At 38.0% G+C, this 20,031-nt stretch carries 12 protein-coding genes; 1 reads left to right on the top strand and 11 read right to left on the bottom strand.

From position 1 onward, the window contains the following. Position 1: 1 nt before the first annotated feature. Positions 2–2,164: a 1,3-beta-galactosyl-N-acetylhexosamine phosphorylase gene (gene gnpA / locus LI241_RS07315; protein WP_008979376.1), complete on the bottom strand. Its 2,163-nt coding sequence runs from the start codon at positions 2,162–2,164 to the stop codon at positions 2–4. Positions 2,165–2,402: 238 nt separating this feature from the next. On the opposite strand from gnpA, the gene LI241_RS07320 reads away from it, so the two are divergent. Beyond that, complete coding sequence (locus tag LI241_RS07320; RefSeq protein ID WP_008979377.1) at positions 2,403–3,251, top strand: AraC family transcriptional regulator; 849 nt, start codon at positions 2,403–2,405, stop codon at positions 3,249–3,251. A gap of 36 nt (positions 3,252–3,287) precedes the next feature. On the opposite strand, the gene LI241_RS07325 is transcribed toward LI241_RS07320, so the two are convergent. The 10 genes from LI241_RS07325 to LI241_RS07370 all read right to left on the bottom strand — a co-directional run bounded on the left by LI241_RS07325 (position 3,288) and on the right by LI241_RS07370 (position 19,793). Continuing rightward, entirely contained in the window at positions 3,288–4,439 is a 1,152-nt protein-coding gene (locus LI241_RS07325; RefSeq protein ID WP_227151304.1) for a D-alanine--D-alanine ligase family protein, read from the bottom strand. 69 nt (positions 4,440–4,508) lie between these two features. Continuing rightward, entirely contained in the window at positions 4,509–6,080 is a 1,572-nt protein-coding gene (locus LI241_RS07330; RefSeq protein ID WP_117548153.1) for a UDP-N-acetylmuramoyl-tripeptide--D-alanyl-D-alanine ligase, read from the bottom strand. Next, positions 6,077–6,790, bottom strand: coding sequence for an alpha/beta fold hydrolase (locus LI241_RS07335; RefSeq protein WP_117548151.1), 714 nt, complete (start codon positions 6,788–6,790; stop codon positions 6,077–6,079). The genes LI241_RS07330 and LI241_RS07335 overlap by 4 nt, the downstream gene beginning before the upstream one ends. Positions 6,791–6,916: 126 nt before the next feature. Next, positions 6,917–8,284: a HAMP domain-containing sensor histidine kinase gene (locus LI241_RS07340; RefSeq protein WP_117548150.1), complete on the bottom strand. Its 1,368-nt coding sequence runs from the start codon at positions 8,282–8,284 to the stop codon at positions 6,917–6,919. Continuing rightward, positions 8,284–8,943 carry a response regulator transcription factor gene (locus LI241_RS07345; RefSeq protein WP_008687150.1) on the bottom strand — a complete coding sequence of 220 codons (660 nt, stop codon included), beginning with the start codon at positions 8,941–8,943 and terminating at the stop codon, positions 8,284–8,286. The genes LI241_RS07340 and LI241_RS07345 overlap by 1 nt, the downstream gene beginning before the upstream one ends. Positions 8,944–9,207: 264 nt before the next feature. Beyond that, the gene (locus tag LI241_RS07350; protein ID WP_227151303.1) at positions 9,208–12,516 is read right to left on the bottom strand and encodes a thioester domain-containing protein; all 3,309 of its coding nucleotides are present in this window, start codon (positions 12,514–12,516) and stop codon (positions 9,208–9,210) included. After that, positions 12,510–13,394 (bottom strand): class C sortase, encoded by an 885-nt coding sequence (locus LI241_RS07355; protein WP_117548146.1) that lies wholly within the window; start codon positions 13,392–13,394, stop codon positions 12,510–12,512. The genes LI241_RS07350 and LI241_RS07355 overlap by 7 nt, the downstream gene beginning before the upstream one ends. Further along, positions 13,375–14,211: a class C sortase gene (locus tag LI241_RS07360; RefSeq protein ID WP_117548144.1), complete on the bottom strand. Its 837-nt coding sequence runs from the start codon at positions 14,209–14,211 to the stop codon at positions 13,375–13,377. The genes LI241_RS07355 and LI241_RS07360 overlap by 20 nt, the downstream gene beginning before the upstream one ends. A gap of 21 nt (positions 14,212–14,232) precedes the next feature. Further along, a complete protein-coding gene (locus LI241_RS07365; RefSeq protein WP_117548142.1) occupies positions 14,233–15,798 on the bottom strand; it encodes a SpaH/EbpB family LPXTG-anchored major pilin in 1,566 nt (521 codons plus the stop codon). Positions 15,799–15,851: 53 nt separating this feature from the next. Further along, a complete protein-coding gene (locus LI241_RS07370; protein WP_227151302.1) occupies positions 15,852–19,793 on the bottom strand; it encodes a SpaA isopeptide-forming pilin-related protein in 3,942 nt (1,313 codons plus the stop codon). Positions 19,794–20,031 lie beyond the last annotated feature (238 nt).

Raw genomic sequence — 20,031 nt, forward strand, 5'->3', positions numbered from 1 at the left:
ATCATTTTATCGAAAACCAACGAATTTCCGTGGCCGCTAGGGTAAGAGCATAACTTTCCCTATCTGTATATACCGTAGTCGTCTGTTCTTCATATGTGTTATTCACGACACAATAGCTTTGGGTATTTGGATATACATTGACCTCCACATTAGGATTTTCACTGTACCACGTCTTGATTTCATCCTCTTTGCCAGCCGCATAAAATAAACAGCGATATAACAATCGAGCATTTTCAAAGCTGAATGGCAATCCGCGCAAATAAACACTGCGTCCCTTTCCATACGTATTGGCCGCAAACATGATATTATGACGGTCATCTTTTAAAACCGTGGTTCCATTTAATGCATATATATTTTTTACTTCTTCACCAAAATCGATCGTCTCAGCAAAGTTCTCCGTTAAGAAATGCTCTTTCTCTTCCCAGTTGTATTTATCCGTAGACAAAGAGAATCCTAATTCTTTATCGACCCCTAAGACATCATAGAGTTGGAAGAAATGACCATTGCGCTGATAAGCGGTTGGCTCTCCAACACCGATAAAGCCGCCACCGTTGTATACAAAGCGACGAATTGCTTCGATGATCCGTGGGTCAGCCCAATACTCGCCACCACTATAGGCAGTATAAGCGTCTCCGGCATTGATAATAACACCGGCATCATCTAAAACATGCGGATCCTCTAGAATATCATCAAAGCTGATGAATGAAACATCAAATGGCATACCGCTTAAAGCCTCTAATACACCGGAATAAGAATAAATCTCTTTATACCACAATGCATGCGCCACCATATGGGTACCCCAACTGCGCACCTTTCCCCATGCATTTAATATCGTCACTTTAAATGGCATACAATAAGGTTTTGCCCCATGTACATGATCATATAACTCACGGAATTCATCACAAACATGTGTGATATACTCCACAAAATCAGGGAACTGCAAAGCCAGTTTCAAATAACCGCCATAACCAATACGATCCAATGGAGAACGTAAAATAGCACGTCTTGCGGTTACCCAATTGACCTTAGCTTCCTGAATAGGATCGCCGCCTTCACAGAAGACATCCGGGAAGAAATATGGTAAGAATCTTCCTTCGGTATACTTCACACCAGGAATATCCGAAATCAAACGTAAGGTCGTACCATTGCCAACAGAACCAACAACAGCATCAATTCCTAAGTCCTTGAAATATGGTCCAAATGGTTCTGTACCAATCCAATGATCGCCCAAAAACATCATGGCCTCTTTTCCTTCTTCATGCGTAATATCGACAAATTGTTTTACCAGTTTGGCAACCTCACGCATCTGGAAGTTCATAAAGTCTTTATATTCTTTCGTAGGTACGCAGAAGGTTGAATTATGGTAGCCTTGCGAAATGATGTATTCCGGACGGAATTTGTATCCGACTTCCTTTTCAAATTGCTCCAGAATATATGGGGATACACTGGCACTATAACCAAACCAATCCACAAATTTCTCTTTTGCTTCTTCATTAAACATCAGGGTAAACTGATGGAAAAACGTTGTATAACGAATCACATCGACTTCCGGATGTTCCTTACACCATGAACGTAATTTTGCTAAGACATACGCTTGCGTTTTCGGCTGACGAACATCATAGGTCATCTGATGCTCCTCATCTTTCCAATCATTGGTTATCGCATTATACATATGTACTGGATCCCATATCACAAAAGCCAGAAAGCTTACGGTATAAGCATGAAAAGGAATTGCCTCTTGAATGACGACCTCACCACATTCTTCCTCATACAGCCATTGTCCATAAGGAATGATGTCACCACTTGTACGATCAATTACTTCCCACCAGCGACTGATGTCATCAATCGTATTAACTTTTAATTGTTTTTCGTAATAATGTTTCATTAATGGAATGCGTAGAGTTGAAGTGGATGCTGTCATGAAATCACTCATCAGATACATCTGCTGGATTTCTTCCGGATGTGCTGTGGCCCATGCATTATCTTTGCGGGTCGTATAATAAGTCGCATATTGTTTCACATCCAAGTCACTCAATTCCTTTGGCATGTTGGTACCATCGCAATCGCGAATGGCGTCTGCGCCCCATAAATCAATGATGCGCAGGGTGTCTTCAATTACATCTACATCGGTCGGCACGGTTACACGGCCTTTGTTCGTTTTCATAAACGTCCTCCTTGTGTTATCTGACAACATTGTATGTATTCCCTATAGTCTTGTCAAATGACCTAAACCTTCATTTTCCCCATTTTTGTAACAAGATTTCTAAAAAAAGAATCGATTTATCGGAGCTTTTTCCTCTTCATTTTGATTTTTTTAGATATATTGGCAAGTTTGTTTTTTTAACAATATCTTGTCAACTATGAATTTTTTCTATATAATGGTAAAAAAGGGAGGACAGATCATGAGTATTCAGCGTTATCAGATGGAAGATGTGCCTCGTTTAGATAAAATGTCTTATCGTCTTTTGTATATTTCTACATCACGCTATGAAGGGGACTGGCATAGTACGCCACATGCGCATCATTGCACCGAACTATTTTATGTAATCCGCGGCAAAGGAAGCTTTCTTGTCAATGATAATGTGTTCGATGTACGTGAAGATGACATGATCATTGTCAACCCAAACGTCGTACATACTGAGATGAGTCGTGGTGATTCCCCATTAGAATACATCGTATTGGGAATTGAAGGATTGCAGTTCACCAGCTTTTCTGAACAAGAAGATGAAGAGGAAGAAGAAAAAGATTATAGTGTACATAACTATTATGAATTTAAGCATGAAATCCTGTTTTATTTAAAGACCTTATTACAAGAGATGGAAGAAAAAGACAACAACTTTGAAGTTGTCTGTCAAAACTTATTAGAAGTGCTGATTATTAATATGGTTCGTCGTACGAAAGCGAATTTGTTGATTGCGCCTGCAAAAAAAGTGGCCAAAGAATGCCGCTTTGTGGAACAATACATCAACAATCATTTCCGTGAAGAAATATCCCTCGAATTACTAAGTGAAAAAGCCTTTATGAACAAGTTTTATCTCGTACATGCTTTTAAACAATACAAAGGAATCTCTCCCATCAACTATTTGATACAATTGCGAATCAAAGAGGCGAAAGAGCTTTTATCGACAACCAATTATTCCATTTCCCAAATTTCCGAATCAAGCGGGTTTTCTTCCCAATCCTATTTCTCACAAGTATTTAAGAAAGAAACCGGCATGACGCCGAATGAATATCGAAAAACCGTTCACTAACCTATGTACAGATGGTAAAACACCATCTGTTTTTTTTTACAATTGTTTACTGCCCCCTTTTGCCTGCAATTGTAATACATTTGTATCAAAGCTCACAATGCGCTTTTCTTCTCTACGCCAACGTTTCATACCTAACTGGATCAGTTCCTCTAACAGTTTTGTAAAAGTCAGACCACTGGCTTCCCATAAATAATACGCTAAAGAACCCGGAATAGAATTAATCTCATTGACATAAATATCTTTCGTATCCGCATTCATCAAAAAGTCAATACGGACAACCCCTTCCGCCTGCAGCGCTTGAAAGCTTGCCAATGCATAGGACGTGATTTCTTGCGCTTCTTCTTTTTCTAAGGAAGCCGGTACGCGTCGATTGGTACCAGCCATTCCTTTACTTTTCGCATGTCCTTCATATTTGTCCTGAAAGGATAAAATCGTATCCTGTTTTACAACTTCTTCTAGGACACTGCATTTGGCATCTTCCATATCCCCTAACACAGATGCGTTTATTTCTCTTAATGGGGTGATCACCTTTTCAATGACGATCTTATCATCATATTGAAATCCCTCTTCCATCGCTTTCTTTAATTCCTGCGCATTTTGTACTACCGCAATCCCAATACTACTGCCAAGATTGCTTGGTTTTATGATCATCGGATAGCCAAGACGCTGTGCTTTCGCAAAGAATGCTTCCGCTAACGGCTCTTGTTTCCACCAATAAAACCATGGTACTAAAGGTAACCCTTGATCTTGCAGGATCATTTTCATAGCCACTTTATCTTGTCCTAAAGCACCGGATAATACACCACACTGCGCAAACGGTACATGCAAGGTCTTTAAAAAGCCTTGAAAGCTTCCATCCTCTCCGTTTGTCCCATGTAAAATCGGCAGTACAAAGTCAATTACGCGAGATGTTTTCCAAAAGTGATGTTTTTTCCATTGCATCAACACCCGTTGATGTTCACGTACAAGCTGAACTTCATAATTTTCCTGCGTAACCTTTGTTAAATCTTGAAATACCTCCGTTTTTTGAAATGAGGCATCACTATACATTCTTCCATCCTTGGCAATATATAAAGGTACGATTTCATAAGCATCTGGAAAAGCCGCAATTGCCTGCATTGCTGAAAGGATACTGATCTCATGCTCAACGGAAACACCGCCAAAAGCTATGGCAACACTTAATTTCATAACATCCATCCCTTTCCTATTCGCATATTTCAGTCTATGCAATAGCAGGATAGGCGTTACGCAATCCGCTTAGTGGTTAAAAGCGTCCGGCAAATCATTTTCTAATAAAACATAGGCGTCCTTTTCTTTAATCTGTTGTAAACAGGCAAAGGCTTCTTGAATATTCGTTACGACATGCAATCTTTCTATCGGAAACTTCTTAGCGATTAAGCCTTTTTTTATTTTTTCGGTCTGTGTTGGACCTACCAATATAACATCATCTACACATGCAGCCATATAAGCTCCCAGCAGTTCATTTTCTTTATCCTGTGCATATCCCAAGTCAATCAGACCGGGGGTAATGATGATACGCTGTTGGGGCATTTCTCTTAACACATCCAACGCATAACGAGCCCCCTTGGGATTGGCATTATATGCATCATCAAGCAGTGTATAATCCGCCATCTGTTTCTTTTCTAAACGATGGGTTACATAAGGCAACTGTTCACATTGCTTACCCAAAGCATCCCAGGACATTCCCAATTGATGTGCAACCGCAACCCCACAAGTGATATTCATCAGATTATGTTCCCCTAACAAACGGGTATGAAAAACATGAGCAATGGCCTTATGCGTAATGGTAAAACGGCTGCCTTCTTCATCATAAGAAACATTTCCATACCGATAATCTGCTAACATATCCTTACCAAACCAGATGACACGGCAATGAACACGTAATGGATAAGAACGTATCCATTCATTATCCGCATTTAAAAATCCTATTCCCTGTCTGCCTAATTGCTCAATCATCTGCATTTTTTCATGCAAAATGTTTTCCATACTATGAAACGTGGCCAAATGCTGTTGGCCAACGGCTATTACAATACCATATTGGGGTCTGACAAACTTCATCAGCTCTTCAATCTCATGAACATGATCGGCTCCCATTTCGCATAGAAACAGCTCATGCAGTGGCTGTAGATATTCCAAGATGGTCTTTGTAATTCCCATGCGATTATTATAGGACTGTGGAGTCGCCAAGGCATACCAATCTTCTTTCATCAGCTGGTACAATACATTTTTCACACTTGTTTTCCCATAACTTCCTGTAATACCTATGATACAAAGATTTTCATGATCCCGCAGTTTTTTCGCTGCTTTCTGCATATAAGACTGTTGGATAAAGCGCTCGACAGGTAACATGATACATGCCGATACAAGAAGAAGCACCCATGGCAAAAAGTAAAGGTATGGCGTAAAGAAAATCTGCCAAAAGATATTGCCATACTGTTGCAATACCCATAAAATCACAAACATCAGGAAAAGTTGCATCCCATATAACCGTTTTGCTCTTGGCGTAAATACCAACGGCTTGCGATATTCACTTTGTTCTTCTTTGCGCCACATCAAGTAACCATATATCAATAGCAACATGCTTAATAACAGCTGGGGAAATTGATCATTTGAAACAAAAAATAAACCATATATCAAAAAAAGCAACAATACTGTCTTCACCAAATGTTTGCGCAGCACATATAACTGTTGTTTCAGCCATGGCAGATAGCGATCATTACGATAGCGATTTTGCTGGAACATATGCAGACTTTTTTTCAAGGGCACAAGCACAAAAAACAGATAACTACATAGCATGAAGGTTTTCATGAGATGCCCTCCAGAAAAGCATCCACAATAGCCTTAAAGCGAAGACTTTGATGAAAGTATGCAAAGTGATCATCTTTGGCTAATGTCACAAGGGTCGCATGCGGCATCAATGTTTCCATCATTTTTCCCATCCATAAAGGCGTTTGTTCATCTTGTTCCCCCCATACTAAAAGCGTTTCAACTTTTATCTTCGCTAATTCCGGTGTAATATCATCATTCACACTTTTTACCAGCACACTGCGCATGATATCACTAGCCTGTTGATAATCAACACTGCCCATTTGTATCTGACGATGCCATTTTTTCATGAACTTATAACTATACACACGGATATAATAAGAAATCCCATGTTTTTTACGTATGCCGGCAGCTCCGGTTAAGATCATTGCCAGAAGCGGATATTGCAATGCATAATGAAATGCAATGCGGGCGCCAAAGGAATGGGCAATAATGATCGGTTGATTTATTTCATAGTAATCACATAGCTCATGCATGGCACTCGCATATTCCTTGAGGCCCCAAGCATGATCGGGTTCTTCACTTTCACCAAACCCCGGTAAGTCTAAATTGACAACTTTATAGTGCTCACATAAATGATCTTGGAGAAATTTCATCATATAGGCATTTTGGCCCCATCCATGTAAGAGGAGAATGCCCTGCCCTTCTCCTTTTACGGTGACATTTAACTTACAATTATGAATCCTACACATACACATCCTCCATTCGTTTCAGTATATGAAAAAAGGAACATGTTTAGACAATATTTTCTTATCCATACGAAAAAAACTCTATGAACATATCGTGCTCACAGAGTTTATTTTCACACAAACAAATAATTATCGTCCTTTTTTAGTTTCTGTTTTGGGTTTATTAATACGGAAAATAACACCATCGGCTGTATTTTCTCCACATACCTCATAATGATTCGCGTTAACAACTTTGGATACGATACTTAATCCTAAGCCAAACTTACCGCCTTGTCCTTTTTCATATGGTTTAAAGAGTACTTTGATACGATCTTCATCCATACATGGACCATCATTGGCAATCGTCAAACCTTCTTCTTCACTCAAGTGAATATCGATGGTCGTTTTCGCATAACGCAATGCATTTTCTAAAATGTTTTCCACGGCAACGCGCCAAGGTTCGGCCAATCCATCAAACCACACTTCTTCTAAATCTGTCTGAATGGTGATTTCCGGCTTTATGAATTTGGTATTTTGCACAACTGTTTCCACGATTTCCTGCATATTGCTGGAAATACCTTCACAATCCTGTGAAATCAGATATTCAACACGATTCATGAACAACAAGGAATGTACTTTTGCCTCTAAACGATCCGCATTTTCAATGATAACATCAACACTTTTCTCCAAGGTATCGTATGGATAAATACCATCCTTGATACTTTCTCCATAAGATTTAATCGTCGCAATCGGTGTCTTTAAGTCATGTGATATATTGTGAATCATTTCTTCTTTCGTCTTTTCCTGACGCAATAACTCATCTCGCATGCTGACCAGAGCATCCGCCAATTCCCCGATTTCATCCTTGCGATTTACATGCAGCTCGGCATCTTTTCCCAGTTTCACACGTTCAATATAATTACGTATCTGATTCAATGGATGAATGAGCGTAATGACCCACATCATTAATACGATAAAGAAGAAACCAACGACGATTACCGTGATATAGACAACACTGTTTACTAAAACATTTTCCAGCTTATCCATATTATCGCTATAGGTTTTAGAAATCAAATACTGTTTATCTGTGATGCGCAAAACACTGTAATAAGAATCCAGATCATTGCTGGCATTCTTAAAGATTCCATGATATTTTTCCAAATTTCCTCGCATGACCTTAAGCAAATCATTGCGAATCTGTTCCCATTCCCGACTGTTTGTATCAATATTTTTTTCTGCCGGGGCAATTAAGATAGGGGTATCACCATTTTTGATCATGACCGGATAATTTTCAATATTACTGGCATTGCTGTACGCATCCAGCGTTGCATTTGCACTGATCAAAGTACTTTGTGTATCATCTAGCGATTTAAATATCTGTTCTTTAATTGCGTTATTAACACTGCCATTGACATATACAAAGAAGAAGACCGCAAAAAAAGTAACGAAAAAGAAAATCAGCGCAAACAGCTGTTGTGTTAAAGACAGCTGTTTAATGAATTCATTAAAGCGTTTCATTAGCCTAAACGATAACCATAGCCATAAATCGTATGAATGTTCAGATTCGGCAGTTTCTTACGCAAGCGACGCAGCGTATCATCAACGACACGATCACTTCCATAATAGTTTTCTTCCCATACATTCGTTAAGATGGCTTCACGGTTAAATGCCATACCTTTATTTTTAATAAACATCATCAACAAATCAAATTCCTTAGTGGTTAAATCAATTTCTTTTCCACCGTCAAAAACCTTGCGTTGTTCTTCATCAAGTTCATACCCATCTACCATGATGCGGTTATTATCATTACGATAGACGCGCTTCATCACATTGTTCACACGTAAAACCAATTCCTTTGGTGAAAAAGGTTTTGTGATATAATCATCACTTCCTTTTTCCAATCCAATGATACGGTCAAATTCTTTATCACGTGCTGACATAAAAATAACTGGGATATCTTTTCCCTGTAAACGGATTTCTTCAATTAAGTCAAACCCGCTCTTATCATCCAGCATGATATCCAAGATCCATAAGTGTACATCATCGTCACCGACATGGGCACTGGCCTCTTCATACGTATAATAGGAACGAACCTCATAGCCTTCTTTTTTTAAATATTGATTCACTAGGTCGTTGATTGCTTTTTCATCTTCGACCACACAAATTACTTTTTTCATAAGACTTCACCTCTTTCCTTTATTTTAGACCAAATTATGTGAAAAAAAAAGGGATTTTGAAATGTCCCTTAAGTTTCACATAAAATAACATCAGTTTTTATGGTTTTTCCTATAAATCAAATAGCCAAAAGCATAAAACATAAAAAAACTCGTTTTTTTTATCCTATTTTCCCTATTTACCGAAAACTTCAAAATACCACATCACCCCAAGGTGAATGCCCCTTTCATTCACCAGATATAAATGATGTGTTTTTTTTTCTATACTTACAGATGCTTTCTTTCCCTTTGCCATTGTCTCCACCCAAATCCTAGTAGCATCAACATACCGCCCCAAAGAAGATAATGGTTTGTTCCTGTAAATCCGGTATCTGGTATGGTCTGCTGTTGATAATTGGGCAAATGATAAGATGCTGTGGAAGATTCTTTCTTAAAGGCTGGAGTACCCGTGACATTCCCCACGATTCCCGTTACTTTAAATTCTTTTTCTTGTGCATCATAGCATAACTTCCACGATCCTTCCGGCAATAAGTATCCACTCGGTGCTTTGTATTCCATCAACCGATATTCTTTATCTATGGAGAGTTCCGAAAATGTCACATTTCCATCGCCTGCTGAAATCACACGTTTCTTAGCCTTCCAGCAAGCAGATGAGGAAATCAAATTACCATTGTTATCGACCTTTAATTGCTCATTTGTATGATCATGAGAAGTGCTTGTACAGTTCAATTCATAAATGCCAAAACTTGCATTTGCTAAGGGGACATCATTCATTGTCGTTTTGGTAAAGGTAAAATCAGCTGTCTTCTTTATCGTATTCATAAATACCACATGATTTTCGCCCTTTTCAATTACACCATTGATTTTATTATCATAATATATCGTTTCATCATTCACCTTTATGGATACGTTATAGTTATTACTTTGTTCTGAATCCAGTGTTTCCTGAATAAAATATTTCTCATTAACATCAATCGAAGGAAAGACCAGCTTTTCTTTATGCTTTAATTCGGCATTTAAAATACCATAAGAAGTGGTAATTTCTTTTTGCTTAGAACCATCGGCATTATATATTGTAGCGCTATATTTCTTTGAAACGGCATCTTGGAACATGACTGTAAACTTAAACGTTTCATTTTGATTATCACCGATTACCTGTTTTTCAATTTCTAAAGATGTCGCTTTTTGATCCATTACTTGTATAACGGTTTGTTCCATAAAAAGACCTGCTACATTTTTACCATTCAAGTTAAATTTGTACATAGTATCTGTGCCGCTATAACGTTGTTCTACCTGTAGTTTTCCCCAACCGCTATCCGTTTGTAAAAAGGATGGACCACTCTCTACATCATAAATCCCATCAGTATTGTTAGCGTGATATTTCAAATTCGTGATTTGCGGTTGTTTTATATACGTACCCGTAAATGTATCTGCGGTTGATAATTGCATTTTCATATCTTGAAGTGTCGTATCGATATCATCTGCTTGCGCATAAGGTAGAAAGCTTGCGATGACATTTTTTATATGCTTTTTCACAAGAATTCCATCATCTTGTTTTTTTGCATTCGCAAACACGCCTTGATCCGTTACCTTGATTTCAACGATTTCTTCATTCAAATCATAGCCTAGCGGAGCTTTCGTCTCCTTCAAATAATATGTTCTTCCACTTAACAAAGGCTGATTTTGCGCTCCAAAGCAGGCCTGTCCCTTCGCATCTGTTGTTTGCTGCTCATAAGGGATATCCTTAACAATTGTGATCGTACCATTTTCATTCTTAATATTGTCTTGGTCATAAAGCGTGAATTGAGCATCGGCTAATGCTTTGCCATCCACATTAACTTTTTCAACACTGAATTGGTTTCTTTTGTTTGTTAAGACAATAGTAGAGGAATAGTGTACCTCATCTGGCAATTTGGAAAAGCCATTCAAACAATTGCCCGCATGATCACAAAGTCGTATGTAAGTATCATATCGTGGAAGAGGTGGTGGTGTTGGCATGACTTCCCATACCATATTCGTGCTGGTGTAATTATATGGCAAATCCATGATTGCCTCATACGTATTATCTGCACCTAAGGATAATACTATTGGATTAGCCTGATATGCCTCTGCGTACTTATCTTCGCCCTGTGTACTGGTACTTTTCCATGTTTTTGATGTTGTTTGATAGAGCAACCTTCCTGTATCCGTATCTTCAATAAAAGCAGCCACATTCGGGTATTGCGCCTTGTTATTATCAATTTCGCTGTTCTTGTTAAAACGGATCTTTTGTTTCACTTGTGTGATAGCACCACTTTCCCATTGGTTCTTCACAATAAAATATGGATGATCTGTATCACCGATAAGTGCTAGATGTACATCCGCTGCTTTTTGATAACCAGCAGGAGCCTGTTCTTCTTTTAATACATAATACTTACTTTTGGCACGTAAAGCGGCTAAGGTTAGATCGGTATTCACGTTAGGATCTACGCTAATGTTACCTTTTGTATCGGTGATGCCTATAAATACAGGTGTATCCTGCTGAATCGCATAGGAACTATCTGCGACATACAATGAATAGGTCGCATTTGCTATTGGTTTCCCTGTATCATCAATCTTTTTTAAATCCCATGTTTCATAAGGCTTTATCCAATTTACATTTAGATTTAGCGATACAGAATCCGTAACCGTAATCGTTCCTTCGGTCTGATTATTTCCACCAGGCGAAAAAGCAAGTGGTGCATATCGGTATAAATTTTCGCCCTTCAAATTTTTATACTGTTTATTTTCTAAATCTATGCGCTTAGTCTCTAAATAAAAACTCTGTCCACCATATACCGTTCCGGTTCCACCCGTCTGTGTTTGCCCTGTTGTTGTGTTATGAAGTGTTACCCCATCTTCTAATGGAATATATACAGCAACTTTGCTTACCGCTTGCAGCGTAATCGTATTGGTTCGTTGTATTTTGCTGTTTGGATCATAGGTAGCTTGCAAGGTATCCGTATTAAACTGCAAGATATTTGGTGATGGATAGCTAGTAATTAGATTATATACGCCTCTTAATCCAATACCATGCTGATCCCACCAATCAAATCCATGTCCCCCATACAAATCACCACTATAAGCATAGGATGCCAAAATATGGGTGTAAAGATAAGCAATATCTTCCGTTTCCGTAAGGAATACAGATTGTCCCGCACCCCCATAGGCATAATATAAAACTTTTAAGAGATTATCATTATTCACTACCGTCGTCTCATAATTACCATTAGGAGGTGTATTTTTACTTGCCTCCAGACAATATGCAAGTTTCCCGTCAATGGTTCCCATGACCGTACTCCAATTGCCTAACCAGGAAGGATAATAAATCTCTCGAATACGTACAAAGGAGGAAACACCTCGTGGTTCAGCAACAGCCACGTTTTTATCTGTATCATCTTCTCCATCCTTTTGCTTTACTATCGCATGTTTCTGTCCATCTGTTGCCATGTTCTTAGTGGTTGGTTCCTCACTTTTCGCAAAAGCGATATGATCCATAGTAGAAAAAAAAAAAAGCAATAACATAGCAAAAAGTATTCGTTTCCATTTTCTTACCATCTCTTACCTCCTCTACTCTCCTTCGTTCTATGCTTTTTTATTGAAATACATCCTTTTCGTTTAGCACATAACAATAAGAAGATTACAAAACCACCTAGCATACTCATCGTATGAAAAATCTGTTCTTTTTGAATCCATTCTTGACTTGTTTCATATACCTCACTACGTTGTTTAATAGTTCCTTTATGCTCCCCTTTTCTTTCACAGTACACGACATAACGCTGGGTATTGTTCGGATAAGGATGACAGGTGATAAGCGTCACCATATCGCTAGAATCTACAATCTTTACCGCATCAATATCTTTGGGAAAGATGACAACAATTTTCCTTACCGTATACGTTAATGTACGCCAAGGATTGGTGATATGAATATCATCATTGATCTTTAATTTTTCTATATCGCGAAACATAGATGCTCCAGCATATCCACCCCGATGTGCAGCAATAACGCTATTTGTATTTTCGCCACCTATCGGCATACTCGTTTGCGACAGGATTGCAGCGCCTTTGGCGAGATGCTCTTTGCTGGCACCGATGTACAAAGGCAGCTTAATCTTCATGCGTGGTATTTCAAGATAGCCAAATACATTCATAGGAAGGCTTGCCATCTCTTTCGAAAAGATGTTTTCCTCATAACTCCAAGCATCCTTCAGTCCAATCTGTTTTTCTTCATAAATTTGCTTATTATAACGTTCTACTTTCAAATACATATTTTTCGTAATAAGCTTTTTATTCGCTTCAAAGCTATCCAGACATTGTCTAGTTTCCATGCGAAAAGATAGATGTTTCATATCAGGATATAACAACAAAGCAAAGCCGCCGATACATAGCAAGATGGCTAAAAAAGCTGTTAAATAGTTAATGTTTCTTTTTTTCATATGCCCGATATCCTTTTTTTAATGCGAAGAAAGCAATACCACCGACAAATACAATCACATATTCCAATTTCCAATTATTTTCTATCCTAATTTCCTTTTCTTGCTCATTTTTATACGCAATACGCCTTCCCCTTACCAATAAGCGATGTGTATTTACGCCATAGGGCGTACAAGTCATTAATGTGATCAGATCTTTTTTACTCTCAAAATGAATGTACTTCATATCCTCAGGTTTGATTATTTGAATATCATCAACTTCATATGCATGCACCTGATCCAGTACATGGATATAAAACAGATCATGTTTTTTCAATTCATCCAAGCGTGAGAATAATTCGGCACTAGGTAAGCCTCGATGAGCGCATATCATCGCATGGTTCCCTTTTCCTCCAATCGGAAGAGATGTCATTTCCAGATGGCCGCCTCCCTTACGCAATACCTTTTCTGCCGTTCCATGATAAATCGGCATATGAACATTCAATTTTGGTATACGAAGATAACACATGACACCATCTTCGCTAAGCCGCAAAACATCTTCATAATTGTTCGGTAAGACAAAACCGCTCCCTAAAACAAAGGGATCATGTACAGGTTGTCCTATTAAATTCTCATTATATATCTTAGCTTTTTCCCATTCTTTTTCTATTTCCTCTTTACTTGCAGTATTCATTTTCGCATCATAGGTCTGTATAACATTCCATTGCTTTTTTTCTGCGATGTAATTGCTAATAGCGGGATATAGAAAAATGGCAGCACCTGTAATAAACAATATCACAGGTGCCAGGAAATAAACACGGTTCCATCTTTTTCTCTTCATTCAGATAAAACCTTAAAAAGCTTAATGAAGGTTACTTTCTTTTTTTCGCATCGTGATCACAAGCGTAGCAGCCCCAATCATTAATCCCAATCCTAAGATGGTAAACAACATGGTGCCCATACCACCTGTCACTGGCAAATCAAAGCCTTTTCCATTTATGACCGTAAATTCTAAAATAATATCATTGATTTTCACTTCTTCACCTAATTGGATAGAACCGGTCTTAGTAACACCAGAGCCAGCATCCAACATACCGTTTGGTTCACTGTCAATCAACGTAAGCGTGATTTCACCATTAGGAAGCACATAGCCGCCATTTGGTGCCTTTGTTTCTTTTAAGATAAATTCACCTGTTGCGATTCCTTCCACCTGCAGCGTACCGGAAGCCCCAGTTGTTAATACTGTTGTTTTTCCTGTTTCAGAAGCTTCTGCTAAACGGTATTCACCATCTGCCATTTTGATAAAGGATAATGCCTCGCTTCCATTCTTTTTCTTTACTTCAAATTCTGCACCTTGCAGATTCGCATTATTTTCTCCGACCTTATGTAAGATAAATCCATAAGAGCGTGCTACGACCTGAGTACTGCCTCCATAATTGAAAGGACCATTCACAAAGGCATTATTAATCAAGGCATATTCAACATTCTTATTCACTGTTCCCGTATATCTCAAATATACCATTTCTCCACCATGGGCAGCTACGAAAGCATCCTCAAAACGTACTGAGAAAGTTGCATCTGCAGTTGGCGTTTCATATTTTGTAAACCCTGTTGTAAGCTGCGTTGTGCAAGCTTCATCTGCATATACTTTTACATCCTTGTTATATGTCAAACCTTCTGGAAATTTATCGCCAACATTGACATATCTGTTTTCAACATCTGGTGTATAAGCAGGGATCGTGGCACTGATCGTATACGTAAGCTTCTGCCCCACTTCAACTGTCTCATCATCAATTGTTTTATCAATCGTACCATCTGAAGACTTTAAAGATACGGTAGTGTTTTTCAGATTCCAAACTCCATTGTCAAACGTTGGGGTTAAAATCGCTGTAGTTGGCTTATAAATACGAGAAGAATATTTTCCCGGTGCGGATGGCTCTGGTGTAGCTAACACAAGATATCCCCCCATGTTAGAATTCGGAAATGCTACACTACCATCTGATTTTTGCGATGCGGTTACCCCTAAATCTAAAGTACCATTTCTAATATCTTTTGCCATGGTCTGCCAGAATTCATCCTGTTTTGCAGTATCCATAGAACCGTTAAATTCATCCGTTACAGCATTATGGATATCACCAGTTTTCGCTATGTAATTTGTACCATGGGCATTATCATATGCTTTTACCCATTCCATAACATCCGGATGCCATAAATACATAGGATTCTTTGGTGTATTGGTTGTACTATCTACATCCACACCGATAACCTTATATAATTCAACATTCGTATCACCTTTTATACCTGAAACAGTAATCATAGCTGTTGAAGATGGCGTAATAGCAGCTTTTACATTACCGTAGCCAATTGGCACAATCATGAGTAACATAACAAATATTGCCATCATTTTTGTAAATTTCGTTTTCATCATTCCTTACCTTTCCTTTCTGAATAATTTGTATGATCTAAAACATAAATTTGTTTTTAGCCTCCCTCCCTTCTGGTTCGATAACGGTACATCCCAAAACCTCCAAGCATTAGAAGAATACCTCCTATTACATAAGCGATTGTATTTCCGCCATGCCCTGTGGAAGGCAAATCATTAGGCTGATAATTCGGCAAACGATAGTCTGCTGAAGACATATTTATTTTTTCAAAGGCAGGAGTACCTGTCACTGAACCAACAATTCCGTTCACGATAAATTTCTTTGTTTGTGTATCATAGGATAATTTCCATTGCCCATCCGGTTGTAAATAGCCGCTAGGAGCTTTATACTCTATCAAACGATATTCCAATTGCGTGTTTAAGTCATGAAATAGCACTTCTCCCGTTGCGGCAACCGAATTCGTATCGGCAAACTTCTTCCAGCATTTTTCGGTAGTATCTTTTAGCTGTCCATATTGATCAACCGATATCTTTTCATTCGCATGATCATGTGTATCCTCTGTGCAATTCAATTCATAAAGTACAAAACCTGCTCCTGCTAATGGCACTTGCTTATTTGTCGTTTTTATAAACCGAAAGTCTGCTTTACTATGAACCGTATTTGTAAAAACAACTAAATTTTCTCCATACGCAATCGTTCCGTTGATTGACGTCTGTTTTTTAACTTCGCCTTGATTTACTTGCACTGATACGTCATAAGAAGCAGGAATATTGATTTCGGCAATCTCATAGCTTGTCTGATAGTTCATAGTAGGTATTCGCAATGTTTCTTTATCCTTTAAAGAGAAAGTTGCTTCTTTGTCGATTGTCATTGTCTGAATTAGATTTCCAGAAGCATTATAAATTTCAGCTGTATAGCTTTGTGCTTTAGGCTCTGTGAGTTTGATCTTAAATGTAAAGGCACTTGACGTCGCTTCGCCATCCACTTGTTTTTTAATTTCAAGTGAAGATACTTTCTGATTGGTAACCTGCACAATTGTCTGATCTTTAAATGAACCTGCAACATTTGTGCTATTTAATTTTTGTTTGTTTGCATTTACCGAGGCGCTGTCATGTTCCAAACATTGCTGCAGATTTAAACGGCTCCATCCCACATCTGTTCCTAGATACGCTTTTCCTGTGATGCTATCATAACCAGTTGCTGTATATTGCAAATGCGTACTATCGGGTTGTTTGTTCCATGTGCCATCTAAATTATCGGTTGTTTCTAATTGCATCTTTAGACCATGCAAAGTAGCATCGATACCATCTGCATCGGCATATTGCAGCATGCTGCTATACAAAGAATCGATGCCTTTTTTCACATAGATCCCATCGTTTTCTCTATTCGCATTTACCGATACTCCATTCGTATCGACAACCACCTTCACGGCGAGATCATTTTTCACATAGCCAGCCGGTGCTTTGGTTTCGATGATATAATATGTTCCCGCAGAAACGGCAAACTTCGCACCTCCGCGTAATGTCACACCATCCAATGCTTCTGTAAGATTTTTCGTGGTGACTGTTTGCAAAACTTTCGCTCCACTATTGATCGTATAGGTTCCATCTTCCTTAACGTTTAGACCACTTTCTTCATACATCGCAAATTCTGCTCCCGTCAATGGCTCTTGAGCAGCATCAAGTTTTTGAACAAGTAGGGTATCCGCAACATCAGTAATCTGGAGTGTAGCTCCATATGTATAAGAATAACCGGTCGCCACATCTAATTCATCTATTTCATATGTATAATTTATTTCATCAACACTACTTTCCATACTATAATAATATGCAATTTTAAAATCGGAACCACCGGCAAAATCATACGCATTGATATTTCCCGGCAGCGGAATATTTTTTCTATTTTCCCCTGTCATTCCTTTTTCAACTAGCACATTAGGATTTTTACGGATAGCTGTTTTTAAGGAAGTAAAACTACCATCTTTTGCTACTTTCCATCCATCCGCATCGTTTCCATACACCGGTTTCCACACACCATTATCGTTTTTCATAACGACAGCAAATATGATACCGGAAGATAATGTTATATACGTACTATCATAATTCAAGGAACTGCCATCTATCTTCTTTATCGTCTTCAAATTAAAAGTAGGAGCTATGTTTGTTCTTGCAAATGCACCACTATTCCATTGATTGTTCACCTTTAATGCATAGTTACTGCCGGCTTTTACGAATTGCAATTGTATATCCTTCGTTTGGCGATATCCTTGCGGCGTTCCTGACTCTTTTAAGACAAAGTAATTGCTAATGTTTTTTAAGCTTTCTAATGTGATTGGATTGCCTTCATCATCCATAAATGCCGCATATCCATTTTTATCTGTAATAATTTTGCTGACTTCATTTAATGTCTGATAGGAAGCATCTGCTTGATACAAGGAGAAAGTAGCATTTTCTAACGCTTTGCCATTTTCGTCCGTTTTTATAAGAGAAGTTTCTGTTTTAGGTATTAAATTATATCGTAAACGTAAATTTGCTTGTGCATGTCCTCTTTCTAAGTAGAAAAATTTCAAAGTATGTATGGTATCATCCGCAAATGTATTGCCACTAAAGCCGGTAGTGGTTGCTTTTCCTGCTGCTTCAAAAGCTGCTTTGATTGTTGTTCTTTTATCAAAATTGGTACCTATATTTCCATAGACTCTAACCTCACCTGTTTGGAAATTAATATCTAAATTCGTTGCCGCATGACAGCCACCAACATCCCCAACAAGTACACCATCGATAAACACCCATACATCATCATCTCCCATAAAGCTATATGTCACAGGTTTCCCTCTGTTTGTACCTCCTTTTTGTTGCACAAAGGATGTCGTCATGGTAAGCCCAAAATAATGATTTAGTTTTGCATCTACTTCAGATAAGATTTTTGAAGATAGTTTCCCATTCGTTTCTTGAAACATATCCGATGCACTATTGAGTGGAAAAAATTGCCCACCTGATAAGCCTTTATTCTCTTTCATAGCTGGCGTATCATATAACGTAAAGGTTTTTTGTTGTTTATTAAGCTCGGCAAAGTTTTCATCACTATTGTATGAATAATAACCATCTTTATCGATTTGCAATAATCCTTTCACATTTTCATATGATTTTTTTCCACCTGTAAAAATATTATTATTTAGATTGGCAGGGTCAAATAAATAATCAAGTATATCAAAGTCTTGTACAAAAATATTACTATTTGTGCTATCCTTGTCACCACTTAAGCTAGAACTTTTTAATCTAGGGTATCCATCCTTATTGGTATTCCCATTTTTATATAAGACATTTTCAACAATTCCTTGTTTCGGGGTAGAGGAACTATCCGTTGTATTTGCCCAACCATAATTCGAGCCGATTCCAAATAGCAATCCATGACGAACACCAACATCTACACCTTTAAAGCCATTGATGCCATATAAACGATATTCCTCTTTAAATATATTATCGGGATCATTTTCATTCGTTATCCAATAATCAAACAGATCAATTTTTGTACTTGATGGGCTAATTCCCTTAATCGTATGATCTGCCAGCGATTGCAACGCGATGTCGGTTTCTTGAAAACAAACAGTACAGGACAATTCTGCGGCTTCTTCTGATAAATGATACGTTGGATCAACAATCGTCGCTGAAATAACATAGTTTCCTGTCCAGATAGGTTCTGGTATCTCGGTTACATCCCATGCTATTTTAAGTGGTTTTTGTCCACCATTCTCATGTACAAGAATTTCAGAAGGCAGCAACGTCAGTAACTGACGGTGTGATATCGGATTCTTTTGACTTGCCCCTGACACAGGCAATTCCCAATCTTGCTTTTCCGTTTTAACGATATTTACATCCTTTGGCCAACTCCATTGATAGATCATAGAGGTCGTGGTGTTAACATCTTCTGTCTCACTGGCATAAAGTACATCAACTTTTGTAAAATGAGTCATCGCACAGACATCTGCTAATAATAGAAAAGAACAAAAACCTAATAGCAATTTTTTAATATTCTTACTCATAAAGCGTCTCCTTTCTCACGTTTTACAAACGATGAAGTAAACCTTTTTGTGCCATTACATTAAAGAATATATACAAAATCGTATACGATATCGTATGCTTTTATAAATATACACCAAGATTGCGTATTTTGGTGTTTTTTTTTGTTTTTTTCTGTATTTTCATACGAAATAACTTGTTATTCTATAGTTTTTTGAACATACAAAATCGTATACCTTTTTGTACGAATGAAGTTACTTT

Origin of the sequence: Longicatena sp. 210702-DFI.1.196 (assembly GCF_020563125.1) — a bacterium.
GTDB classification, from domain to species: Bacteria; Bacillota_I; Bacilli_A; order Erysipelotrichales; family Erysipelotrichaceae; genus Longicatena; species Longicatena caecimuris.